Annotated in this window: 25 protein-coding genes; 2 read left to right on the plus strand and 23 right to left on the minus strand. The window is 43.0% G+C overall.

What is annotated here, in order from left to right; all coding sequences use genetic code 11:
- Nucleotides 1–89: 89 nt before the first annotated feature.
- The 14 genes from K8L98_RS22740 to hprK form a co-directional block, all read right to left on the minus strand.
- Complete coding sequence (locus K8L98_RS22740; RefSeq protein ID WP_223438295.1) at nucleotides 90–1,559, minus strand: tetratricopeptide repeat protein; 1,470 nt, start codon at nucleotides 1,557–1,559, stop codon at nucleotides 90–92.
- Between the two features lie 685 nt (nucleotides 1,560–2,244).
- Nucleotides 2,245–2,877: a bifunctional phosphoribosyl-AMP cyclohydrolase/phosphoribosyl-ATP diphosphatase HisIE gene (gene hisIE, locus K8L98_RS22745; RefSeq protein WP_223438299.1), complete on the minus strand. Its 633-nt coding sequence runs from the start codon at nucleotides 2,875–2,877 to the stop codon at nucleotides 2,245–2,247.
- Nucleotides 2,874–3,632, minus strand: coding sequence for an imidazole glycerol phosphate synthase subunit HisF (hisF, locus tag K8L98_RS22750; RefSeq protein WP_223438301.1), 759 nt, complete (start codon nucleotides 3,630–3,632; stop codon nucleotides 2,874–2,876). Before hisF ends, hisIE begins: the two co-directional genes overlap by 4 nt.
- Nucleotides 3,629–4,366 carry a 1-(5-phosphoribosyl)-5-[(5-phosphoribosylamino)methylideneamino]imidazole-4-carboxamide isomerase gene (gene hisA, locus K8L98_RS22755; protein ID WP_223438302.1) on the minus strand — a complete coding sequence of 246 codons (738 nt, stop codon included), beginning with the start codon at nucleotides 4,364–4,366 and terminating at the stop codon, nucleotides 3,629–3,631. Before hisA ends, hisF begins: the two co-directional genes overlap by 4 nt.
- Nucleotides 4,363–4,998, minus strand: coding sequence for an imidazole glycerol phosphate synthase subunit HisH (gene hisH, locus K8L98_RS22760; protein ID WP_223438304.1), 636 nt, complete (start codon nucleotides 4,996–4,998; stop codon nucleotides 4,363–4,365). Before hisH ends, hisA begins: the two co-directional genes overlap by 4 nt.
- On the minus strand, nucleotides 4,999–5,586 hold the full coding sequence (hisB, locus tag K8L98_RS22765; RefSeq protein ID WP_223438311.1) for an imidazoleglycerol-phosphate dehydratase HisB: 588 nt from the start codon (nucleotides 5,584–5,586) through the stop codon (nucleotides 4,999–5,001).
- Nucleotides 5,587–5,598: 12 nt separating this feature from the next.
- A complete protein-coding gene (gene hisD, locus K8L98_RS22770; protein WP_223438312.1) occupies nucleotides 5,599–6,867 on the minus strand; it encodes a histidinol dehydrogenase in 1,269 nt (422 codons plus the stop codon).
- Nucleotides 6,864–7,505, minus strand: a complete 642-nt coding sequence (gene hisG / locus K8L98_RS22775) for an ATP phosphoribosyltransferase (protein ID WP_223438313.1) — start codon at nucleotides 7,503–7,505, stop codon at nucleotides 6,864–6,866. The genes hisD and hisG overlap by 4 nt, the downstream gene beginning before the upstream one ends.
- Complete coding sequence (locus K8L98_RS22780) at nucleotides 7,498–8,673, minus strand: ATP phosphoribosyltransferase regulatory subunit (protein ID WP_223438315.1); 1,176 nt, start codon at nucleotides 8,671–8,673, stop codon at nucleotides 7,498–7,500. The genes hisG and K8L98_RS22780 overlap by 8 nt, the downstream gene beginning before the upstream one ends.
- A 347-nt stretch (nucleotides 8,674–9,020) precedes the next feature.
- Entirely contained in the window at nucleotides 9,021–9,533 is a 513-nt protein-coding gene (locus K8L98_RS22785; RefSeq protein WP_223438317.1) for an acyltransferase, read from the minus strand.
- Between the two features lie 2 nt (nucleotides 9,534–9,535).
- Nucleotides 9,536–10,177, minus strand: a complete 642-nt coding sequence (gene ppaX, locus K8L98_RS22790) for a pyrophosphatase PpaX (RefSeq protein WP_223438319.1) — start codon at nucleotides 10,175–10,177, stop codon at nucleotides 9,536–9,538.
- Entirely contained in the window at nucleotides 10,167–11,117 is a 951-nt protein-coding gene (locus tag K8L98_RS22795; protein ID WP_223438321.1) for a nucleoside recognition domain-containing protein, read from the minus strand. The genes ppaX and K8L98_RS22795 overlap by 11 nt, the downstream gene beginning before the upstream one ends.
- A gap of 4 nt (nucleotides 11,118–11,121) precedes the next feature.
- A complete protein-coding gene (gene lgt, locus K8L98_RS22800) occupies nucleotides 11,122–11,940 on the minus strand; it encodes a prolipoprotein diacylglyceryl transferase (protein ID WP_223438323.1) in 819 nt (272 codons plus the stop codon).
- Between the two features lie 25 nt (nucleotides 11,941–11,965).
- Entirely contained in the window at nucleotides 11,966–12,901 is a 936-nt protein-coding gene (gene hprK, locus K8L98_RS22805; protein ID WP_223438326.1) for an HPr(Ser) kinase/phosphatase, read from the minus strand.
- Between the two features lie 211 nt (nucleotides 12,902–13,112).
- Between hprK and K8L98_RS22810 the strand changes: the two genes are divergently transcribed.
- Nucleotides 13,113–13,820, plus strand: a complete 708-nt coding sequence (locus tag K8L98_RS22810; RefSeq protein WP_223438328.1) for an N-acetylmuramoyl-L-alanine amidase — start codon at nucleotides 13,113–13,115, stop codon at nucleotides 13,818–13,820.
- A gap of 34 nt (nucleotides 13,821–13,854) precedes the next feature.
- On the opposite strand, the gene K8L98_RS22815 is transcribed toward K8L98_RS22810, so the two are convergent.
- Nucleotides 13,855–14,757: a metallophosphoesterase gene (locus K8L98_RS22815; protein WP_223438331.1), complete on the minus strand. Its 903-nt coding sequence runs from the start codon at nucleotides 14,755–14,757 to the stop codon at nucleotides 13,855–13,857.
- A 111-nt stretch (nucleotides 14,758–14,868) separates the two neighbouring features.
- Between K8L98_RS22815 and mscL the strand changes: the two genes are divergently transcribed.
- Nucleotides 14,869–15,258, plus strand: coding sequence for a large conductance mechanosensitive channel protein MscL (gene mscL, locus K8L98_RS22820; RefSeq protein WP_223438333.1), 390 nt, complete (start codon nucleotides 14,869–14,871; stop codon nucleotides 15,256–15,258).
- Between the two features lie 129 nt (nucleotides 15,259–15,387).
- On the opposite strand, the gene K8L98_RS22825 is transcribed toward mscL, so the two are convergent.
- The 8 genes from K8L98_RS22825 to K8L98_RS22860 all read right to left on the minus strand — a co-directional run bounded on the left by K8L98_RS22825 (nucleotide 15,388) and on the right by K8L98_RS22860 (nucleotide 24,841).
- Nucleotides 15,388–15,756, minus strand: coding sequence for a phage holin family protein (locus K8L98_RS22825; protein ID WP_223438334.1), 369 nt, complete (start codon nucleotides 15,754–15,756; stop codon nucleotides 15,388–15,390).
- Nucleotides 15,749–15,958 (minus strand): PspC domain-containing protein, encoded by a 210-nt coding sequence (locus K8L98_RS22830; RefSeq protein WP_223438335.1) that lies wholly within the window; start codon nucleotides 15,956–15,958, stop codon nucleotides 15,749–15,751. The genes K8L98_RS22825 and K8L98_RS22830 overlap by 8 nt, the downstream gene beginning before the upstream one ends.
- 6 nt (nucleotides 15,959–15,964) lie before the next feature.
- Nucleotides 15,965–17,053, minus strand: coding sequence for a DUF4097 family beta strand repeat-containing protein (locus K8L98_RS22835; RefSeq protein WP_223438336.1), 1,089 nt, complete (start codon nucleotides 17,051–17,053; stop codon nucleotides 15,965–15,967).
- Nucleotides 17,054–17,127: 74 nt separating this feature from the next.
- The gene (locus K8L98_RS22840; protein ID WP_223438338.1) at nucleotides 17,128–17,448 is read right to left on the minus strand and encodes a magnetosome magnetite crystal formation protein family; all 321 of its coding nucleotides are present in this window, start codon (nucleotides 17,446–17,448) and stop codon (nucleotides 17,128–17,130) included.
- A gap of 201 nt (nucleotides 17,449–17,649) precedes the next feature.
- The gene (uvrA, locus tag K8L98_RS22845) at nucleotides 17,650–20,526 is read right to left on the minus strand and encodes an excinuclease ABC subunit UvrA (protein WP_223438340.1); all 2,877 of its coding nucleotides are present in this window, start codon (nucleotides 20,524–20,526) and stop codon (nucleotides 17,650–17,652) included.
- Between the two features lie 7 nt (nucleotides 20,527–20,533).
- Nucleotides 20,534–22,516 carry an excinuclease ABC subunit UvrB gene (gene uvrB, locus K8L98_RS22850; RefSeq protein WP_223438343.1) on the minus strand — a complete coding sequence of 661 codons (1,983 nt, stop codon included), beginning with the start codon at nucleotides 22,514–22,516 and terminating at the stop codon, nucleotides 20,534–20,536.
- A 480-nt stretch (nucleotides 22,517–22,996) separates the two neighbouring features.
- Nucleotides 22,997–23,236 (minus strand): CsbA family protein, encoded by a 240-nt coding sequence (locus tag K8L98_RS22855; protein ID WP_223438345.1) that lies wholly within the window; start codon nucleotides 23,234–23,236, stop codon nucleotides 22,997–22,999.
- A 15-nt stretch (nucleotides 23,237–23,251) separates the two neighbouring features.
- Entirely contained in the window at nucleotides 23,252–24,841 is a 1,590-nt protein-coding gene (locus tag K8L98_RS22860) for a peptide chain release factor 3 (RefSeq protein WP_223438354.1), read from the minus strand.
- Nucleotides 24,842–24,917 lie beyond the last annotated feature (76 nt).

Raw genomic sequence — 24,917 nt, forward strand, 5'->3', positions numbered from 1 at the left:
TGCCTTCGCAGCAATTGATCATTTTCGGGATCTTGTGTTTCCCCTACTCTTATCCTATAAAAGATAAGAGGTTCATGCCATTTTTTTGCTCACGTCCATAAATTCTTGATGAAAGCTGAATACTTTGAAAGAGTTTTACCTGAAATGGAGTACTGTTTAGCAAGCTCTGTCTGCGTCACTTTATATCCATTTTCTTTTTTCCATACGTATTCGAGTGCTCCAGCCCATGCAAGGTGGTTTTTAAGCGGCATCTCTTCTCTTTTTGCTTTTAAAGCTGTTTTAAAGAAAAACAAATAAAGTCCTTCATTCAGGTTTTTATTGTTTTCAAACAGGACTTGCGCTGCCTGGTAGGTGAACTTTGATTTCTCAGAGACACTTTTTTTAATCTCTCCATTAACATGCGCAATTGCAAGATCCATAAACTCTCTTTCGAAGACTGATTGTGGAACTTTTGCTGTTTGAAATATTTGGATCTGATCAAGCTGCTTTGTTTCAGCCGCTAAAAAGATCGCAAGCAGACGCTCTTCAATCGGCATCGTCAATGGACGTTCCGCCGGCTTCTTCTCCTTCGACCACGGCTGCGAACCCGCTTTTTCAGGATTGATTTCAATCACACGATCCCAGCTGGTTCTCGCAAGCTCTTCTTTTCCGGTAAAATAAGCAGAATATGAAAGCCAGTAATAAAAGGTATCATCACCGTCAAAACCTTGTCTATAGATGGCTCTGAGCCATTTAAAGGCAAGTTCATATTGCCCGACCAATGCAAAAGTTGCACCAAGCTTATAGCGGTGTTCAAAAAGAATAGGATAGATGTGTCCAAGTCTTTGCGACAATTCTTCTACTTTATCATCCTGCCGTTCGTAGTAGTAGAACACAAGCAAATTGCAAAGAGCATGGAGATTGCCCGGATTTTTGTCGAGCACCATATCTAAATAATCTTTCGCCTGCTGAACGTCGCCCATGTAAAAGTAGGCTAACGACAAGTTGTTGTAAGCAGACCAGAATTCAGGAAAATCCGTGACAATTTCTTTTAACAAGGCAATGGCCTCTTCTAATTTTCCATTTTCCAGAAGTGATTTTGCTGCATCCTGCTTAACAATCAGCTCATCAGAATCTAAAAAGGGATCCTCTTCATCTGCCCCTTCAATCGTGAGCAAATCAAGGAGATCTTCTGTTTCTTCGATGAACTCGCCATTCGGCTCTTTTGTTTGATATTCAATTGCGCATTTGTAGGCTTCATGAAAGAGACCTAAATGTGCGTAATTATTCGCCATAAAGTAATGGCATTCCGTTAAATCTTTATCAATATCCTTGAGAATATATGTTAAAAGCTCATTAGATTGCTGGTATTTTCCAAGCTCGGTATAGATGGCTGCAAGCTGGCTAAGCATGACAATCTGATTCGGCTCAAGCTGAATCGCACGCTGAATCCACTTGCTCGCTCTTAAAAGATCGCGTTCCCGATAGGCTTTCATGCCCTTACGGTAAAAGTACTGTCCGTCTTGGAAGAAAGGGACAATCTGTGCTTTTTGTTGAGTGTTACTCGATTGTTTTCCCACTGAAATCCTCCATTTCTTTACTTCTGCCGTAGGTTAGTATACCACACTGGGGAAGTTCAACAATAGGAATGGTAAAAATTATTAAACCCTTTTACAAAACAAGAATATTGCCTTATGAACTTGGTCTTAGCTTAGGCAAAATGGCGGTGCGGCAAACAGAATTGATGGAGATATTTGAGCGGTTTGAAGAAAAGGAGTTTTATGAAAATACGGTGCTGGATCTATGAGGGACCAGATTGGTTTTCTATATAGAAATGCAGTTTATGAGGTTTTTAATTAAGAGAAAATGGCAGATCTATTGATGAGCGAGCAGAAAATGACCTCGGGGTTGCATATACCCTGCTTGAGCGAGCACAAATATGGCCGGCCAAGTTTTTCTTCTGTCTTCACCAGCATTTAACCCCTAAATACTCAACTGCGTCGAGTAAAAAGCAGATAAGAAGGTGAGCATGGAAAATCTATGTGCACATTTTTCAGGGTAGAGGCATTTTTTTGCTCCATTCACTTGTTTTGTCGCGCTTTTTTCAGGATGAAGGCCATTTTTCTGCTCCATATCACCCTTTGATGCACTTTTTTCAAGCTTGAGACGTTTTTCCTGCTCTATTCTGCGGCTTTAATGCACTTTTTTAGGATAGAGCTGGTTTTTTACTCATAAGAAAAAGCCCTCAAGACGAGGGCTCTTCCATTATTTTTTCGTTATATGACGCTCTTCCAATACATTTAACACTTCATCAAGCGGAAGTTTTTGTTCGCGGAGCAGCACCATTAAGTGGAATAATAGATCAGCAGCTTCCCATTTTAATTCATCCGCATCGCGGTTTTTGGCTGCGATGATGACTTCTGATGCTTCCTCTCCAACTTTTTTCAGGATTTTATCGACGCCTTCTGTAAACAGGTACGTGGTATAAGAGCCTTCAGGCATTTCTGCTTCACGTTCGGCGATCAATTTTTCCAGTGTGTTCAGGATTTCAAAGCGTTCGCCCTGGGCTTGCCTGGAATCTCCAAACACGTTTTCTGAAAAACAAGAGTATGAGCCAGTATGACACGCAGGGCCGGCAGGTCTTACCAATACGAGCAGGGCATCCTGGTCGCAATCGTATTTTAAACCAACCACTTCCTGAGTATTGCCTGAAGTTGCCCCTTTGTTCCAAAGCTCCTGTCTGGAACGGCTGTAAAACCATGTTTCTTTTGTTTCAATTGTTTTTTGCAAAGATTCCTCATTCATATAAGCTAGAGTAAGAACTTCTTTGCTGACTGCATCCTGAACGATTGCAGGGACTAAGCCATTTTGATCAAACTTTGCCGATTGCAGATTCATCTGACATTCACTCCCTGCGTTTTTAAGTAATCTTTAACTTCTTTTACTGACGTCTCTTTATAGTGGAAAATAGAAGCTGCAAGGGCAGCATCCGCTTTTCCTTCTAAGAATGCCTCTGCGAAATGTTCAGCGTTCCCTGCACCCCCTGAAGCAATAACAGGAACGGTAACGGCTTCACTCACCATTTTATTTAAAGTTAGGTCGAATCCTCTTTTCTCACCGTCGCTGTTCATGCTTGTGAGCAGAATTTCGCCTGCGCCGCGCTTAACTGCTTCTCTGGCCCAGTCTGTTACTTCCCACTCTGTTTCTTTTCGTCCGCCATGTGTGTACACCATATATTTGCCGGTTTCTTCAGTAAACCTTGCATCAATGGCTACAACAATGCATTGGGAGCCAAAGAATCGTGCACCCTCTGAAATCAGTTCAGGGCGCATCACTGCTGATGTATTGACGGAAACTTTGTCAGCACCTGCACGAAGAATTTTTTTCATGTCGGTAAGCGAATTGATGCCGCCTCCCACTGTAAAGGGGATCGCAAGCTGCGCTGCGACACGTTCAACCACATCCACCATTGTTTTTCTGCCTTCGTGAGAAGCAGATATATCCAAAAAGACAAGCTCATCTGCGCCCTCTTTGTCATAGAAGGTGGCAAGCTCAACAGGATCCCCAGCATCTCTCAGTCCTAAAAATTGAATGCCTTTTACTACCCTTCCGTCTTTTACATCAAGACAGGGAATGATCCGTTTTGTAATCATGCCCGCTCCACCTCTTCTAAGGCTTGTGCAAGATCGAATTGATTTGTGTAGAGCGCTTTTCCTACAATTGCACCTGCTACTCCTTCTTTTTGAAAAGCAGCAAGCTCCACCAAATCATTCAGAGAGCTGACTCCGCCTGATGCAATCACATCTTTGCCGGTAGCCTTCGCCATTTCGCGCACAGCTTCAATGTTAGGTCCTGATAACATGCCGTCTGTTGCGATATCGGTGAAAATAAACACCTCTGCACCTGCAGCAGCAAGCTCCACGCCAAGATCAGCAGCCTTTACGGTTGACGTCTCAATCCACCCTTCAGTAGAAACATAGCCGTCCTTCGCATCAATTCCGATCGCAATTTTACTGCCATATTTCGCAAGCATTTTTTTCACGAAATCAGGATTTGAGATAGCAGAGCTTCCCAGGATAACGCGGGATACCCCATTTGAAAGGTAATACTCTACGTCTTCCTCCGTACGGATCCCTCCGCCTATTTGCACGTTTACATTCAGCTTTTCAGCGACCTCAAGAACATGATTGTCATTGACTCTTTTGCCGGCTTTGGCTCCATCCAGATCAACCATGTGGATCCATTTTGCCCCTTTATCAGCGAATACTTTTGCCATCTCGTAAGGTGAGTCGCCGTAAACTGTTTCTTTTGCATAATCGCCTTGTATAAGACGGACACATTTTCCTCCGCGCATATCGATTGCCGGATATATGATAAATTCACTCATGATTTCACCTTCTCTTCAACGATTTTGACGAAGTTTCTCAAAATGCCTATGCCTAAGTGACTGCTTTTTTCAGGATGAAATTGCGTGCCGAATATATTTTTTTCACCAACAACTGCGGGAACATCAACGCCATAATCGGCACTTGCAATCACGGTGCTGCTCTTTTCAGCCTTCACATAGTAAGAATGCACAAAATAGGAATAGCCTTCTTCAAGACCTTCGAGAAGATCGCTCTGCTGGTGCATGCGTAATCGATTCCAGCCCATGTGCGGCACTTTCAGCTGCTCTTTTTTCATCAGGTCTTCCGAAAAATGCACGACATTCCCTTTTAAAAGAGAGAGTCCTTCTGTTAAACCATTTTCCTCGCTCGAATCAAATAATAATTGCATACCTAAGCAAATACCAAGCAGCGGCTTCCCTTCACTAGCGATTTTCTGAATATAGTCCGTTAACTTTGTTTCATTTAAAATCGCCATTGCATCCTTAAAAGAGCCGACTCCAGGAAGAATATAGCCATCCGCTTTTTCAAGCTCTTCTGGGTTTTCCGAAATGAAATAGCCGATATTCAAGCGCTCAAGCGCTTTACTGACGCTGTATAAATTCCCCATGCCATAATCAATAATTCCAATCATTTATAACATTCCCTTCGTAGACGGGACTCCTTTAATCCGAGGGTCAATCGTTGATGCTTCGTCAAGCGCTCTGCCTAAGGCTTTGAAAACCGCTTCAATCATATGATGAGTGTTTCGTCCGTAGTGGACAATGACATGAAGATTGATGCGCGCTTCAAGTGCAAACTTCCATAGAAATTCATGTACAAGCTCTGTATCAAAGTTTCCTACTGTAGGACTTGGAAACTCGCCTTTCAATTCAAAGTGCGGGCGGTTGCTTAAATCAACTACTACCTGGGCAAGGGCTTCATCCATTGGAACCAATGCCTGACCATAGCGCTTAATTCCTCTTTTATCGCCTAATGCTTCTCTGAATGCCTGTCCAAGACAAATGCCGATATCTTCTGTCGTATGATGGCCATCAATCTCCGTATCTCCAATAGCCGCAACAGACAGATTAAATTGACCATGCTTTGCAAACAGATCAAGCATGTGGGTCATGAAAGGCACGCCTGTATTTAATTCAGAAATTCCTTCTCCGTCAATTGAAAGAGAAAGGGAGATATCCGTTTCATTTGTTGTTCTTTGCAGACTTGATGTTCTTTCCATTGTCAGTTCCTCCTATTTTAAGCGCTCTTCAATAGCGCGTGCATGTGCTTCTAAGCCTTCTAAACGGGCAAATGCTGCAATCTTATGGGCAGAATTCTGAAATGCTTTTTCACTGTAAGAAATAATGCTGGATTTTTTCACAAAATCATCGACGTTCAGCGGACTTGAAAAACGGGCTGTGCCATTAGTAGGGAGCACATGATTCGGTCCTGCAAAATAGTCTCCAACAGGCTCTGAGCTATATCTTCCGAGGAAAATAGCGCCTGCGTGTCTAATGTTGTTCAGCAGCTCCATCGGATATTCTGTTAACACCTCAAGATGCTCCGGTGCGAGCTCGTTCACAGCGTTAATAGCTTCATCCATTGACTCTGCCACATAAATAAATCCGAATTGCTCAATCGAAGGACCTGCTATCTCTTTTCTCGGAAGAGTCTCAAGCTGCCGCGTGACTTCTGCTGATACGGATTCTGCAAGCTCCATTGAATCTGTTACAAGTACGCTTGAGGCAAGAACATCATGTTCAGCCTGGGACAGCAGATCGGCAGCCACTTCATTTGCTTTAGCAGTATGATCTGCTAAAACAACAATTTCACTTGGTCCGGCAATCATATCTATATCGACATCCCCAAATACTTCCCGCTTCGCAAGAGCAACATAGATATTTCCGGGACCAACAATTTTATCAACCGGCCTGATTGTTTCCGTTCCATATGCTAGTGCAGCTACTGCCTGGGCACCGCCTGATTTGTAGATTTCCCCGATACCAAGCTCTTTTGCAGCAACAAGTACTCCTGCAGGCAGCGTACCTTCCCTGTTTGGAGGAGAAATCAGAACAATTCGTTTTACCCCAGCCGTTTGTGCAGGGATGACATTCATTAAAACGGATGAAGGATAAGCGGCAGTGCCTCCAGGTACATATACCCCAACAGCATCAAGAGGAGTAATCTTCTGTCCGAGCATCGTTCCGTCCTCTTTATATGTAATCCAGGACTCACGTTTTTGTTTTTCATGGAAAAAACGGATATTTTCTGCTGCTTCCCTGATAATCTCAACTAAGTCCTGATCAAGCTCCTGATAAGCTGCCTCCACTTCCTTTTCAGACACTCTCAGACTTGACAAACTGACAGAATCGAATTTTTCCGCATAGGCGAAAAGAGAAGCATCACCTTTTTTCTTAACATCTCCAATGATGTTTTTAACAGCCTCTCTCTGTGCTTCTGTACCAGAGTCGATCGAACGCTTCAGAGAGGCAAAATTCCCCGATAATCTTTTAATTCTCATTTTGCTTCTCCTTCCACAACTTCTGATAATCGGCTGACCAGTTCATCAATCTGGGCATCCTTCATCCGGTAGCTGACAGGATTGACAATGAGTCTTGAAGTAATGCTGCAAATTCGTTCAAGTTCAACCAGACCGTTTTCTTTTAACGTTCTGCCCGTTGAGACAATATCGACAATGCGGTCAGCAAGGCCAATTAAAGGAGCAAGCTCAATCGAACCGTTCAGCTTGATGATTTCCACCTGTTCCCCCTGTTCGCGGAAATAAGAAGACGCCACACCAGGGTACTTTGTTGCAACCTTAGGGGCAACAACATCTGAGCCGCTCATGTTAGGCAAGCCAGCAACAGCCAAGTAGCAGTCACTTATTTTCAGATCCAGCACCTCATAAACATCACGCTCTTCCTCAAGCATGACATCCTTGCCCGCAATGCCAATGTCCGCAACTCCATGTTCAACATATGTTGTGACATCCATCGGCTTCGCTAAAATAAAACGCATGTTTTCAGCCGGAACTTCTAAAATAAGCTTTCTGGACTCATCGAATTCAGGCGGCAGCTTATATCCTGCTTTTCTGAGCAAGTTTGCTGCTTCATCAAATATTCTTCCTTTCGGCATCGCAATTGTAAGCATATTACCCATCCTGCTCTTCCTTTCTCGATCCAATAAAATAAGCTACATCGGCAAACTGCTTTGTATAGGCATCTACATCATTTACTCCGGATATATCCTGTAAAATCACTCTTTTCCCCTGTCCTCGAAGCTCATCTGCAGACTTCAGAGCCTCCATTCTTCTTTCCTGACTGTAAAGTACACAATGAATGTCAGGAGTCTCTTCCTGTTCTCCAAGAGATTCGATCAGCCTGTCTAAGCGGATTCCAAAGCCCGTTGCCGCTGCAGGTGTATCAAACCGTTCGAACAGCTGATTATAACGGCCGCCGTTTCCAAGCGGAAAGCCGACATTCCCTGCATAGACCTCAAATAAAACTCCTGTGTAATAGCTCATATGACTGACAAGATTTAGATCAAGCTTTACAGATTCCAGCACCCCAAAATCCTGAAGATGCGACCACAGCTTGCCAAGTTCTGCTGCAGCCTCTTTTCCTTCCCTGCTTGAAACCAGGTCGGCTGCAACTGCAAGCTGATCCTCTCCGCCTCTCAGCTGCAGAAGCTGAAGCAGCCTTCCTTTATCTATAGACGACAGCGGCAATGACTTCACATGCTCGCGATAGCCGACATAATTCTTTTCATATAAGTACCTTCTTAAAACATCTGCCCGCTCTTGATTTCCTAGAATCTCTTTAAATAAAGCATCCGCGTAACCTATATGTCCGATTGCGACCTTAAAATCCTGAAGACCTGCCTCTTTAAGAACGGCAATCATAAGTGCAATAACTTCTGCATCTCCGCTTGTTGTTGCATCGCCGATCAATTCAGTCCCAATTTGTTCAAATTCAGCAGGACGTCCGCCTTCACGCTGCTGCGCACGGAACACATTCGCATCATAAGCAAGTCTGAGCGGATAATTTTCCTTATAAAATCTTGAAGCCGCTACCCTTGCTATTGGTGCTGTCATATCAGGTCTAAGAACCAGCGTGTGCCCTTCCTGATCAAGCAGCTTAAACAGCTGTCCTTCAAGAATCGCTGACTGAACACCTACCGTATCGTAAAATTCAAGCGTTGGCGTTTCAATAAATTGAAAGCCCCATTTCTCTATTGCACCCGTCATTTTTTGACGAAGCTGTTTTTTCGTTTCATACAATAATGGCAATGTATCTCTCATCCCGAGAGGTTTTTCAAACATAAACATGCTGACTTGCACCTCTTTCACAAAAAGTTCCGAATCCTTTAGCTCGCTAATATAGTAACATGCTACCAAAATAAAGAAAGGTTCGCAAGTATGAATATTCCTTATCATTCTCTTTCTTTGGCGAATTTCCTCTAAAAAGAAATGTTTAAACAAACGTTTGATTAGGTTTATTACGATGAAAATCGGGTAAATAAAAAGTATTATTTCCCCCCATTAACATAGAAAACCGGCCAAGCAGTAGTTGGCCGGTCTTTTTTTTCGAACTAATTTGTTCTGAGGTTTAAATGCTTGCTGGCGAGTTAGAAAGGCGAATAGGATCATTTGGATAAAATAAAAAGACACCAGCTCTAAAAGCTGGTGTCCCTCCGTTCCATCTCTTCCTTTGAAAAGATAACTCTCATCGGATTTCCGCCTACAAAGGCTCCTGCCGGAACATCTTTGTGGACGAGCGTTCCCGCTGAAACGACGGCTCCATCCCCGATTTCAACACCCGGCAGAACAGTGGAATTGGCACCGATCATGACTTCGTCACCGATGACAATGTCACCAAGTCTGTACTCGCGTATCAAATATTCATGCGCAAGCAGTGTCGTGTTGTAGCCAATCACCGTATTCCGGCCAACTTTGATTTTTTCAGGAAACATCACATCCAGCATGACCATCAGAGCAAATGATGTGTGCTTCCCCACCTTCATTCCGAGTAAACTCCGGTACATCCAACTCTTCAATGAAAGAAATGGGGTGTAGCGAGCCACCTGAATGACAATGAAGTTGCGGACGACCTTCCAAAATGGAACTGTTTTGTAAACATGCCAAAGTGAATTCGGGCCTTTAACAGGATATCTCGTTGTTTTTCTCACACTTATTCCGCTCCAAGCACGTTCAGTAAATCACTCATCTTGTTCAGCATGTAGTCAGGTTTAAACCCTTCTAGATACTTCACGCCTTTAATTGTCCAAGCCACACCGGCCGTTTTGGTGCCTGCTGCTTTTCCGGAATCAATATCATGGTGATTATCGCCGACCATAATCGCTTCCTCAGGAGAACTGTTCAGTTTTTCTAAAGCAAGCAGGACCGGTTCTGGATGCGGCTTTGCGTTTTTAACATCATCAAGTGTCACGACCGTTTCGAAAAACTGGCCAAGACCCGTGAGCTTAAGACCCATATTCACGGTATCACGTATTTTAGTTGTAACAATGCCAAGCTTATAGCCCTTTTCGTGGAGTGCCTGAACTGTTTCATAAACCGTTTCAAATTGAGTAACCAATTGATCGTGCTGATCATGATTAAACTTCCTGTAGGTGCTGATCATTTCATCGACACGAAGCGGATCCATTTTTACAAACGTTTCATGAAGGGTAGGTCCTAGAAACGGCAGGACATCCTCGCGTCCATATTGATTCGGATAATAGAGATTCAGCGTATGCAGGAAAGATTCTATGATTAAATCGTTTGTATTAATTAAAGTTCCATCCAAATCAAACAGTACCGTGTTAATTCTCATAAGTTGCTTCCTTTCTGTTTGTATGTTCAAATCGGCTCCAAATCGCTCCTACTGCCATTGTCAGAATGACCGCTGTTACAATCCGGATCAATAACAGAGGCAGCACCGGGATGCCAAGCGGCACAAAAATCAGGGTATCCTCCACTACAGCATGACAGGAGACAAGAAAAATAAAGGCGAGCGTTAAATCTTTATAGCTGACCCCGTCTTCTTCCGCTGCCTGAATCATGACCCCAGCTCCGTATGCAAGCCCTATCGTTAAACCGGCAACCATTGTCATGGAGGTGTTTTCATTCATTCCGAGCATCCTTGTAACAGGTGCCATCCATCTTGAAAAAATAGTTAAAAAACCTTTATCTTTAAGCACCTGGATGATAATCATCAGCGGTATTACAATTAAGGCGAGCTGCACAATGCCAAGACCTGCTTTCTGAACAGCACTTAAACCAATTTCAACATAGCCGGACGGATCGGCTGTATTCTTTGGAATAAACCCATACTGTGCCGTTTCCTGTCCGCCCTGCCATAGCAGATTGATCATAATAGCAGAGCTGACCGCAAGCCCAATCCTTACAGCAAGAATGATCCAAAGCTTGATTCCCACCTTTGCAGCAACCGTTGATTCAATAATCAAGTTATGTGAGAACGAAAGCATAACAGCTAAAATAAACACTTCCTTAACAGATAGATCAAGTGTCAGGATTGCTGCTATACCAGCATACAAATTCAGCATGTTCCCAAGCACCAGCGGAATAGCGGCTTCACCTGATAAACCGAAAATTCCCATGACCGGCTGAATAAGCTTGATCAGCCACGGAAGAACCGGTGTGTGCTGAAGAAGACTCACAATCAAGGTAACCGGAAAAATAACCTTGCCAAGCGTCCAAGTTGTTTGAAGCCCTGCCTGAAGTCCTTTTTTTAAGCTATTAATCAGAAACATCCCCTTACTCAGCTGATTCTAAGTACCTTTCCTTTGAATATCCTTTGACTCTCCTGATAATTAATACTGCAGCCGCAAGCGCAATTAATACTAGAGAAATAACTTGTGCAACCCGCAGCGATTCCGTCAGCATCAAGCTATCGGTACGCATACTTTCAATGAAAAAGCGTCCGATTGAATACCAGATGATGTAGGTGAGGAAAAGCTCTCCCCTGCGCAAATTGGCTTTTCTGAGAAGCATAAGTCCGGCAAAACCGACAAGGCTCCACAGAGATTCATATAAAAACGTCGGATGATAGTAAGCACCATTAATGTACATTTGATTGATAATGAACTCTGGCAGAAACAATCCTTCTAAAAATTGACGGGTTACCTCGCCGCCATGGGCTTCTTGATTAATAAAGTTTCCCCAGCGTCCGATGGCCTGCCCAAGGATGATGCTCGGAGCTCCAATATCAGCAAGCTTCCAAAACGAGATCCCTTTCACCTTTGCAAAGATATAGCCTGTTACAAATGCCCCAATTAATCCGCCATGAATGGCCAGGCCCCCGTTCCATATCTTCACGATATCTCCCGGGTTTTGTGAGTAATAATCCCACTGAAAAATCACATAATAAATACGCGCACAAATAATCGCGATTGGAATGGCAAACAGCACTAAATCTACAAACGTATCTTTATGAAGTCCTCTCCGCTCACTTTCACGGACAGCAAGCCAAAGACCAAGCAAAGCTCCTATCCCGATAATCAAGCCATACCAATGCACCTGAATGGGTCCAAGCTCAAGAAAAACCGGATCGATAGGCGTAAAATTTTCCTCCATTGTCTCTATTCCCCCTTAACGATGATTATGCGTCGTCATGCTCAGTATCTGTTATGACATCTGTTAATTTATTTGTGAATTGTTCAGCAGCATTCAGACCCATGCGTTTTAATCTGAAGTTCATAGCCGCCACTTCAATGATGACCGCTAAGTTTCGTCCAGGGCGGACAGGCACAGTTAACTTAGGAACATCTGTGTCGATAATTTTCATTTTCTCTTCATCAAGGCCCAATCTGTCATATTGCTTCTTAGGATCCCAGATTTCAAGATCAATAATCAGGGTAATCCGTTTATAACTGCGGACTGCGCCTGCGCCAAATAACGTCATCACATTAATGATGCCAAGCCCGCGGATTTCTAAGAGATGCTCAATTAAGTCTGGTGCATTTCCGATCAATGTATCCTGATCCTCTTGGCGGATCTCAACACAGTCATCTGCAACTAAACGATGGCCTCGCTTTACAAGTTCAAGAGCCGTTTCACTTTTACCGACTCCGCTTTTGCCGACAATCAGCACACCTACGCCGTAGACGTCTACTAAAACGCCGTGAACTGCAGTGGTGGGAGCAAGCTTTCCTTCTAAAAAGTTCGTCAGATGACTTGATAGACGGGTTGTTTTTAAAGGAGAACGAAGCAGCGGAACAGACTTTTCTTCTGAAGCGTCTATTAACTCCTGCGGGATCTCCATTTCGCGTGAAACGATAATAGCCGGTGTTGAATCTGTACATAGCTGATCCATCCGGTTTCTCTTTTCCTCATCTGTCAGCTTTTGAAAAAACGTCAGCTCTGTTTTTCCGAGTATTTGCACGCGTTCTTTCGGGTAATATGTAAAAAAGCCAGCCATTTCAAGCCCTGGGCGGGACAAATCGCTTGTTGTAATGGGACGATTAATTCCTTCTTCACCGCTGATCAGCTCTAAATGGAATTTTTCAATTAAATCTTTCGTTCGAACTTTTGCCATCCTTCTGCTCCTCCTTTTTCTTTCAAGGGGTACCAATAAAATCCTCTCTTATTTTAGCACTTTTACATATTAAACGGAAACGGGGAATCCTTTACCGGCAATTTAATCTTTCTTTCCTATTTTTTAAAAAACATAGGACAATCACCGCTACTCTATTGCACATCCTGCAATATATTAGTAGGGTAAAGACCAATTAATAGGAGGACTGTACGTGAAGATTGCAATTGACGCCGGACATGGTTACACAACATCCGGCAAAAGAACGCCAGACGGTATGAGAGAATATGAATTTAATCGTGCTGCAGCAAATGAAATGAGGGACCTTCTCGCTGGATATGAAAATGTTTCAATCCTTTTCACTCACTCAGACACACGTGATGTCCCGCTGAAAGAGAGAACGGATAAGGCCAATGCTGCAAAAGCAGATGTGTTTGTATCCATTCATGCCAATGCATTTGGAAAAGGCACAGCATGGAATAATGTAAAGGGCATTGAAACGTATGCTCACGATTCAAAACCACAGGAGTCCTTTGCTCTTGCGGGAGCGGTTCAGAAGAAGCTGATTGAAAAAACAAAACGGGAGGACCGGGGGGTTAAGCTTGCCAACTTCCATGTCTTGCGGGAAACCAATATGACGGCGATTTTAATTGAGTGCGGCTTTATGACAAATCAAGAGGAAGCGCAGGCTTTAAAATCTGCCGCTTACCGCAAAACATGTGCGCAAGCTATTGTCGAAGCACTTGCTGCCTTTTATAAGCTTAAGAAAAAGCTGGCACCCGACCCAGCTCCTGCTCCGTCTCCTGAACCGGAAAAATTGTACAAAGTGCAAGTCGGTGCATTTGCAGAAAAAGAAAACGCCGTGGCCCTGGCCAATGAATTAAAAAATAGAGGCTACAGCGTCATCGTGCTTTACGAATAAAAGAGTAGAGACAGTATATTTCTTACAACTGTCTCTACTCTTTTAATTTTAAAAGAAACCTCTCCTTTGGCAGGTGCTTTTTAGGCCGGAATTTATTCAAGTATGGAGAATAAGTATCAACCTGAATTTCCTTTTGACTTGCCTTAAAAAATAGAAGACGCATAAAACCGTTGCCGCCATGCTTTTCAGCCTGATAATTCGCAAGCATCTGAAAAACTCTTTGCTCCTCAGAGAGGCGGGTTTCTAAAAAACCCGTTCCGTAATAATGACCGGATAAAACCAGTTTCACGTTTGGGTTTTTCAAAACGACTTTCTGAAAAAGTTCTTCTCCTGCAGGACTTCGCTCATTTTTATAATTCAAATAATCATGAAAAGCTAAAATCGCCGTGTGATTCCGGTAATCCTTAAGTACCTTATTCATCCAATTAAGCGCACTGCGATTTACATCCCATCCCATATAAATCATGATATATGGCTGATTGTGGATCGTCAGAAGATCATAGTGGCCGCGGTTATTTTCAAAAGAGCCGCCGTAAAACGGCTGCCGAATAAAACGATGATAGCCGAAATGATCTGTAAACACCTTATAAGGCTGTTCTGTATGAACCAAATCATGGTTCCCTGCCAAAACACCATATGGAATTCTCGTCATATCAAGCATTTTCAGTATTTGATCGGTTCTTTCCCATTGCACATCATCATTAGCATGATCCACCAGATCACCTGTATGAAAAACATATTGAATATTATATTTGTCCCGGTTTTCAATAATCCACTGTATTTGTTTAATCATGATTTCCGGATAGTTTTTTGCGTAATATTGAGTATCTGATAGCCAGACAATCGTCACATCGCCATCTTCAAATGAAAATTTCGCGTACGCAGGAGTTGTAAATAGACAAAGCAGCAGGACTGCCGCAATAAGAGTTTTTTTCATAACCTTCACCCATTTTTAGCGTACCCATCTAGCGTGTCCTTATGTTCACGATTTACATTTATGATCATTGGTCTATACTAGATATGGAAACCAAAACAAGGAGACATACATATGCTGAATGAATTTAAGAAGTTTGCCATAAAGGGCAACGTTATTGATCTGGCTGTCGGGGTCATAATCGGAACTGCATTCGGAAAGATTGTCACTTCTCTTGTGAATGACATTGTGATGCCGTTGATCGGGATCCTGCTCGGAGGAGTAAATCTTTCGGGGCTCCAATATACATTTAGAGATGCCCCTTTAAAATACGGAGTATTTCTGCAGACCGTTCTCGATTTCTTTATAATTGCTTTTTCCGTGTTTTTATTCATTCGATTCTTTGAACGGTTTAAGCGAAAAGACGAGCAAAAGCCTGTGCCTACATTAACAAATGAAGAGAAGCTGCTGACAGAAATCCGTGATTTGCTGAAAAAGGATGTACATGAGGAAAGAGAATTTTAGAAAGAAAAGCGCAAACGCCTTGATATGACCGAGGATCTAGACGCTCCGGGCTAAACCAAGGATGCTGGAAGCTATATAAATTCCGGCTTAAACAAAAAAGGCAGGATCCATGGGATCCGGCCTTTTTTTCTATTTCTTTTTACTTTCTTTAAGGGGTTCTATGACACCTTTTTGAATCAGCAAATGGAGCAGAGAAATAACAATAGAAGCTAAAATCGCTGTGCCAAAACCATCAATGTTAAAGGAGTCTCCCATTATCCCCTGCGCGATCATCAGAGTAATCGCATTGATGACAAACAGGAAGAGTCCAAGCGTCACCACCGTGACCGGCAAGGTCAGCAAGATGAGAAAAGGCTTCACTAAAACATTTAAAACAGATATAAGTAAGCTTGCAAGAATGGCGGCTCCTACACCGCTGATATGAAACGATTCAAAGTACCCTGATACAACAATCAGTATGAGGGCATTGACCAAAATACTGATGGCCCATCTAATCATGCTTAATGACATCTCCCTCATTCGGTACGATGAAGATCATGATCAAGTAAATAAGACCGAATGGGAAAAAGGCAGTGGTGAGCAGCAAAATTACAAATAAAATCCGGAGCAATGTTACGTCCATGCTTAAGTAATCGGCCAATCCGCCAATGACACCGCCAACCATTTTTTTAGATCTGGATCTATATAATTTCTTTTTCATATTGAATTACCTCTCTTTTAATAGAATAGACCCTGTTTTAGAATCTGCAAAAACAGACATCGTTTGTTCACCTGCTGTATTTGATTTAACCCTCAGTTCCTTTTGAATCGTTTCATTCTTCTCAAAAAGCACCTCAAGATCTTTTAAATCAGCAGCTACTGAACCTAAATTTGATTTAAGTTCCCCATTAATTTTCACGTTTTCCGGAACATAAACGTCCACGTTTCCAGTGGCTGTTTTAGCATACAGAGTATGACATCCTTCGTCCTCAAGCTTAACGACGATATTTCCATTAAAGCTTTGAACATCAATTCTCTCGCTTTTTCCGTTTAATTGGATGAGCCCATTTATTGTTTCCGCTTCAGTATGGGCTGCCTCGATGTTTGTCAGGCGGATTTGACCATTTGCTGTTTCAGCTTCTATTTTTTCACCCTTGAAATTCAGAACAGTAATAACACCATTTGCCGTTTTCGCATTAAAATCCCTTACGTTTAAATCTTCCCCTCTGATCGGCCCATTAAACAGCTTAATTTTAACAAGCTCATACTGCTGTTCAGGAACATACAGGGTCATATTGATTTTTACTGTTTTCTTTTCAGTGTAAAAACGGAACTTCGAACCGTCCACTGTGCAATCAACATTTTGCATAAAGGTTTCTCTTGCAAGCTCCTGATTCTCCGCACGGAATACTTTTGCATCACATTCGACGCGAACATCGTTTTGTGTCCATGCCTGCAGATTCACACTTCCGTTGATTAATTGAATATCAAAATCCCGGATATCAGCATCTTTGAACTGATATATGTGCTGAACATTGAGAGAACCGCCAAAGTTCAAATCAAGATCAAGCTCCTTTACCTTCTTCACTGCTGTTTCAATGAAAGTCACAAGCTTTGCGGGAAGAGAAGATTGTGAGGATTTCTCTTTTTCAACAAAAGCATCTTTTGAAAAAACATCTGCAGACATCGACGTCATCATTTCGCTTTCTTTATGACTATACTCCTCTTCCAGCTTTTCAATGAGTGTCAGTGCTTCACTTGCCGACAGCTTTCCCTGTTCAACTAGATCCAAAATGCGTTTTCTTTGTTCCTTCACTTTTTCCATCCCCCAGTATTTGAGTATGTATTTGAAAAGAAAAGCCTTGAGCAAGAAACCCAAAGCCTTTGTGATTAAACCGTTTTTAAAATTTTAATACCCTGTACAATGTTATAAATAAACGCAACAAGGTTCACTATGCCAATCAGGATAAATCCAAAAATGACAACTCCGAATGCAAAAGCTTCTGGTGCACCAGACATTCCTGCAAACAAAATCATAAAGAACGGTACAATAATTGTTACGATTGGAATGATATGTGACAGCAATGATTTTTTTGCATGCTGCTTCACTTCACGCTCATCAGAGATAAAGTAGACGATAATCGGAAATAAAAACGGTGCGAAAAAAATACTGAAATAGCATAATGATGAGAGCAATTTATTTGTATTCAATTTATTTCAACTCCTTATAACAAGTATACGATTGAGTAATAGATAAGTTTCATTAAATTTCTGTGAGCAGTTAGAATATCAACCGATTTTCAGGAATTATCTGCCTGTTTTTTTAATTAATCGTTGAAATTAAAAGATTTTTCAGCCAAACAGCGTTTACCGCAAAAAGACCCTTAACTAAATCTGTTAAGGGTCTCCCATTTATGCTTTAGCTACAGCTTCTTTTTCCTTGATTGCCTTTTTCATCCGGTCGCGGTCTCTTGTTAAGATAGGCTTTAAATACTTCCCTGTATATGAACCTTCTACCTTAGCAACTTGTTCCGGAGTTCCCGTTGCAACGATTTGCCCGCCGTGATCTCCGCCTTCCGGTCCAAGATCGATTAGATAATCGGCTGCTTTAATGACATCAAGATTATGCTCAATCACTAAAACAGTATCTCCATTCTCGACGAGACGCTGAAGCACTTTCAAGAGTCTTGCAATGTCGTCTACATGCAAGCCGGTTGTCGGTTCATCCAGAATGTAAAGGGAACGTCCTGTTGAACGGCGATGCAGCTCTGAAGCAAGCTTCACACGCTGCGCTTCTCCTCCAGACAGCGTTGTTGCAGGCTGACCAAGTGTAATATAGCCGAGGCCAACATCATAAATGGTTTGGAGCTTTCGGCTGATTTTTGGAATATTTTCGAAGAATCCCACTGCATCTTCTACGGTCATTTCTAAAATGTCAGCAATATTTTTGTTTTTGTATTTCACTTCAAGAGTTTCGCGGTTATACCGTTTTCCATGGCAGACCTCGCATGGGACATAGACATCAGGAAGGAAATGCATTTCAATCTTGATGATTCCATCACCTCGGCATGCCTCGCAGCGTCCGCCTTTTACGTTAAAGCTAAATCGGCCTTTTTTATAGCCGCGCACCTTCGCTTCGTTTGTTGTAGCAAAGACGTCGCGAATATCATCAAAAACACCTGTATAAGTCGCGGGGTTGGAACGGGGTGTCCGTCCGATTGGCGATTGATCGATATCGATCACCTTATCAAGCTCTTCAATTCCTTTAATTTCTTTGTGCTCGCCAGGCTTCGTTTTTGCTTTGTTCAGCTTTTGAGCAAGAGATTTATGAAGGATTTCGTTTACAAGCGTACTTTTACCAGATCCCGATACGCCTGTAACGGCCACAAATGTGCCAAGCGGAAACTTCGTTGAAACGTTTTTCAGGTTATTTTCGCTTGCGCCCTTTATCTCGATGAAACGTCCATCCGGCTTCCGGCGTTCAACCGGCAGGGGAATGAATTTTTTGCCTGATAAGTATTGTCCGGTTAATGAATTCTTATCATTCATCACGTATTCAGGTGTCCCTTCAGAAATAATCTCCCCTCCGTGAACCCCTGCACCGGGACCTATATCAATTAAATAATCCGCAGCAAGCATCGTGTCTTCATCATGTTCAACAACGATCAGAGTATTCCCGATATCCCTCATGCTTTGGAGCGTTTGAATCAGCCTGTCATTGTCACGCTGATGAAGCCCGATAGAAGGCTCGTCAAGTATATACAGAACACCTGTTAATCTTGAACCAATCTGAGTAGCAAGCCTGATTCGCTGAGCCTCCCCGCCTGAGAGTGTTCCTGCAGCACGGCTCAAAGACAGGTAATCAAGACCGACATTGTTTAAAAAGCCAAGCCTCTCTTCAAGCTCTCTTAAAATCAGTCTTGCAATCTGCATTTCTTTTTCCGTAAGATTGACCTTTTCAAAGAAATCGATTGCTTCATGAACAGATAAAGAAGTGACATTTCCAATGTGATTGCCATCAACAAGCACAGACAGGCTTTCTTTTTTTAAACGATGCCCTTTACACTTAGGGCATGCCTGCTGAGCCATATATTTTTCCATCTGCTCACGGATGTAGTCTGAGCTTGTTTCTTTATAGCGGCGCTCTACGTTGCGGATGACGCCTTCAAACAGAATATAATTTTCACGCACCTGACCGAAGTCATTTTCATAGCGAAAGTAAATTTCATCGTTTCCGCTGCCGTATAAAACCTTGTCCAGCAAGTGGGATGGGATTTCTTTTACAGGAACATCCATCGGGATGCCGTAATGATTGCACACAGCCTCAAGCAGCTGAGGGTAATATTGAGAGCTCGTCGGTTCCCATGGTGCCAGCGCATGCTGCTTTAATGATAAATCCTTGTTTGGAAGTACTAAGTCTACATCGACTTCAAGCTTCGTTCCAAGGCCGTCACACTCATTACATGCGCCAAACGGACTGTTGAACGAAAACATTCTCGGTTCCAGCTCGCCGATTGAAAATCCGCAAAGCGGACAAGCGTGATGCTCACTGAAAAGAAGCTCTTCTTCTCCAATTACATCAATCATGACTCTGCCTTCACCAAGGCCAAGTGCAGCTTCAAGGGAATCTGCAAGGCGCGCAGCGATTCCTTCTTTAATGACGATCCGGTCAATCACTACCTCAATGCTGTGTTTCTTGTTTTTCTCAAGAGTGATCTCATCACCGATCTCCATCATTTCCCCGTTTACGCGAACCCTGACATAACCTTGCTTTTTGATATCTTCAAACACCTTTGCATGTGTTCCTTTTCGGCCGGAGACAATCGGTGCAAGCACCTGAAGCTTTGTTCGCTCAGGATACTCTAAAATCCGGTCGACCATTTGCTCAATCGTCTGTGATGAGATTTCAATGTCATGATTCGGACAGGTCGGTCTGCCGACACGCGCAAAAAGAAGTCTCAGGTAGTCATAGATTTCTGTCACGGTCCCTACCGTTGAACGAGGATTTCGGCTCGTTGTTTTCTGATCTATAGAAATCGCCGGTGAAAGTCCTTCAATTGAATCAACGTCCGGTTTATCCATTTGACCAAGAAACTGCCGGGCATAAGCAGAAAGAGATTCAACATATCTGCGCTGGCCTTCTGCATAAATCGTATCAAACGCAAGCGACGATTTTCCTGAACCGGATAAGCCAGTCAGAACAACAAGCTTATCCCGCGGAATCGTCACATCTATATTTTTTAAATTGTGAGCTCGCGCACCTTTCACAATAATTTTATCAATAGCCATTCTAGTTTCATCCTTCCGCTTTTAGCTCTAAAATCAGATCGCGAAGCTCAGCTGCACGCTCGAAGTTCAAGCCTTTTGCTGCCTCTTTCATCTCTGCTTCCATTTGTCCGATCACCTTTTCGCGTTCTTTCTTCGTCAGCTTGCCGAGCTTTGGAACTTGTGCATCGAATTCTTCCCCGTCCTCTGGTGCAATCGTAGCCCGTATACCCTCGCGAATTTTTTTCTGTATCGTTTTTGGCTCAATGCCATGTTTTTTATTAAAAGCCTCCTGCGTTTCACGGCGCCGTTTCGTTTCATTCAATGCAATTTCCATTGATTTGGTCATTTTGTCAGCATACATAATAACGTGTCCATTTGAGTTTCTTGCCGCACGTCCAATAGTCTGGATCAGCGATCTCTCAGATCTCAGGAACCCTTCCTTGTCTGCATCCAAAATAGCAACTAGTGATACTTCAGGAATATCAAGACCTTCTCTTAAAAGGTTGATTCCGACTAGAACGTCATACTTACCAAGCCGCAGCTCACGGATGATTTCAATCCGCTCCAGTGTTTTGATTTCAGAATGCAGGTAGTTAACTTTGATGCCTATGTCCTTCAGATAATCCGTCAGGTCCTCCGACATTTTCTTCGTTAATGTTGTGATAAGGACACGTTCATTGCGTTCTGTCCTTGCCTGAATTTCCCCAATCAGGTCATCAATCTGACCCTGAATCGGTCTCACATCAATTGTCGGGTCAAGAAGTCCTGTCGGGCGAATGATTTGCTGAACCATTTCAGGTGTATGGTCAAGCTCATACGGGCCAGGAGTAGCCGATACAAACAGGATGTTATTGATATGCTTTTCAAACTCGTCAAATTGAAGCGGACGGTTATCTTTCGCTGAAGGCAGGCGGAACCCGTGGTCAACGAGAACCTGTTTTCTTGCCTGGTCACCGTTATACATCCCTCTGATCTGAGGCATGGTAACGTGGGACTCATCCACGACAATCATGAAATCTTCAGGAAAGAAATCAAGCAATGTATAAGGAGTGGAACCTGCCGGGCGAAGCGTCAGGTGTCTTGAGTAGTTTTCAATTCCTGAACAAAAGCCCATTTCCCGCATCATTTCAAGATCATAGCGGGTACGCTGTTCAAGGCGCTGCGCTTCTAACAGCTTTCCATTCTCATGAAGCTCTTTCAGCCGTTCATCAAGCTCCTGTTCAATATTTGTAATCGCAACCTTCAGCTTTTCCTCGCGGGTGACGAAGTGGGATGCAGGGAAGATCGAGACATGCTCGCGTTCTCCTTTGATTTCGCCTGTTAAAGCATCCACTTCTCTAATACGGTCAATTTCATCGCCGAAAAACTCAACCCTGATGCACTGCTCATCTCTTGAAGCAGGAAAAATCTCGACTACATCACCGCGCACTCTGAACGTCCCGCGTTTAAAGTCGATATCATTTCTTTCATACTGCACATCAACAAGTCTTCTGAGCAGCTGATTGCGTTCAATCTCCATGCCTGTGCGAAGAGAAACCACCAGATCACGGTATTCTTCAGGTGAACCCAAGCCGTAAATGCACGAGACACTCGCGATGATAATAACATCCCTACGCTCAAATAAAGAGGCTGTTGCGGAGTGTCTGAGCTTATCTATTTCATCATTAATGCTTGCGTCTTTTTCGATGAATGTATCGGTCTGCGGCACATAGGCCTCCGGCTGATAATAATCATAGTAGCTGACGAAGTATTCTACTGCGTTATTTGGAAAAAACTCTTTAAATTCGCTGTATAATTGTCCTGCCAATGTTTTATTATGAGCAATAATCAGCGTCGGTTTGTTTACTTCCTGGATGACGTTTGAAACGGTGAACGTCTTCCCTGTACCTGTAGCACCAAGAAGCGTCTGATGCTTCTTCCCTTCTTTTATGCCCTGGACTAGCTTTTTTATCGCCTCGGGCTGATCGCCCTCTGGCTTATAATTCGAGATTAAATCAAAACGATCGCTCAACAGGAGGACCTCCATTCATATGTAATCAGTATTTATATTTTACCATAAACAGGTGGAAAATCACCAAAAATACGAACTATAGTTCGCATGTTTCTTTCGACATTTTGATTCTATCATTATCGCCGGATTTTTCTATTTAAATGCCTGGCTTATCTTTTTCATTACCTTTTTTGGGCAGCTGGTAAACCGAGAGCAACCTCACGCCCAGCAATTTAGTACCCGCTTACTGTTAAAAGTGCTCTTTTCAACAAGCAGGACTTTCCCAACATATTCCGAGACTTTCTAACTTTATTCCAAGACTTTTAAAATTAATTCCGAGACTTTACGGATTAATTACGAGACTTACCAAAATAATCCCGTACAAATGTGAACAACTGCTTATGACCGTGGAGTTGGGCGATGGAGCTAATCATAAATGCTGGAAACTATACAAATTATGGTGTAAAAAAAACCCGCTCCCAAAGGGAACAGGTTCAAATCTCAATTCGTTTTTTCACGTCTTGTGCGTCTTGCCATTTTCGCAGCATACAAAAATCCTGCGGCGACAGATATCGCATCCAGTACTATGATAATCCATGATTCCATATACCCTTTCGAATAAGCTGCAGCTAAAAGAGCAATGGTCAGGACAGTCGCAACGTAGTGATTATATGAGACTCTGGCAAACAAAGTCAAAATAATAAAAGGCAGAGTCAGGGCCAGAACGGCTTTTAGTAACATGGAATCAGCTCCTGCTTACTTCTCTGAAGCAGAAAAGCTTTGGTAGTCGTTTTCCTGCAGAAGATCGATAAGTTCAATCTCTTTATGATTTTCTTTAAAATGCCTGAAGGTAAAATCATTTTCAAAGAGGACAGCATATTGATCATTGCGGTCGCGCACGAGCAGGCTTCTTGAATCAAAGAAACGTTTTTCGAATTTTTCATTGCCGATCCATCTTGGGATGCGGTCGCCCATAGGAACAAATTCGATCTCAACGTTGTACTCGGCTCTCATACGGTATTCAAATACCTCATATTGAAGCTGTCCGACAGCGCCAAGGATGATGTCGTCCGTTGAATCCTGACGGAAATACTGAATGGCCCCTTCTTGAACCAGCTGGTCAATTCCTTTACGGAACTGCTTTGCCTTCATGACGTTTTTCACGCGCACCTTTTTAAACATCTCCGGCGGAAACTGCGGAAGCTCATCATAATGATAGCCTTCTTTTCCGACCGTCAGTGTATCACCGATTTGGTAAACGTTCGGATCATAGATTCCGATGATGTCGCCAGCGAATGCTTCATCAACCGTTTCTCGGTCTTTAGCCATAAACACCTGCGTCTGGTTCAGCTTAAGCGTTTTATTCGTTCTGCTCAGCTGTACGCTCATGCCGCGCTCAAATCGTCCTGAGCACACCCGAAGAAAGGCGATGCGGTCGCGGTGGGCAGGGTTCATGTTGGCTTGAATTTTAAAGATATAGCCAGAGAATTCTTCTGTCTCAGGTGCAATGAAGCCCTGATTTGTTCTTCTCGGCTGCGGAGGAACGGCATACTGTAAAAACACATCAAAAAATGATTTTACACCAAAGTTAGCAAGCGCACTTCCGAAGAAAACAGGGGTTAATTCCCCGCGCTTAACACGGTCAGCGTCGAATTGATTGCCCGCTTCCTCAAGAAGTTCAAGCTCATCCTTCGTTTCCAAATAAGTTGGATGACTCCCAATTTCGGTTGCATCTACTTCATCTGAAGGAATTATCTCTTCCTGCTCGTTTCCTTTAAATTGAACGACTGTATGCTGCTCGCGGTCAATAATCCCAAGGAATCGCTTGCCCATGCCAATCGGCCAGTTCATCGGATAGGATTCAATTCCAAGCACTTCCTCAATTTCAGAAAGAAGCTCAAGCGGATCTTTTCCTTCGCGGTCCAGCTTATTAATAAATGTAAAAATAGGGATGCCTCTCATGCGGCAGACTTTGAAAAGCTTGATCGTTTGGGGCTCGACCCCTTTTGTAGAGTCGATGATCATCACTACGCTGTCTACTGCCGTAAGCGTACGGTATGTGTCTTCACTGAAATCCTCATGTCCTGGAGTGTCCAGAATGTTTACGTGGAAATCATGGTATGGAAAGCTCATTACACTTGATGTAACAGAAATTCCGCGTTTCTTTTCAATTTCCATCCAGTCAGAAGCCGCAAATTTGCCGGTCTTCTTCCCTTTAACCGTACCTGCTTCACGGATGACTTTACCGAAATATAATAATTTCTCTGTTAACGTCGTCTTTCCCGCATCCGGATGGGAGATGATGGCGAAAGTCCGTCTCTTTGATATTTCTTTATCTATGTTCATTTACATTACCCTCACAAAGTTTACTTCGTTTGAAATATATCATATTTGGAGCAATAGAACAATTTCACTCTGGACT

This window comes from Metabacillus dongyingensis, from assembly GCF_019933155.2.
GTDB classification, from domain to species: domain Bacteria; phylum Bacillota; class Bacilli; order Bacillales; family Bacillaceae; genus Bacillus_P; species Bacillus_P dongyingensis.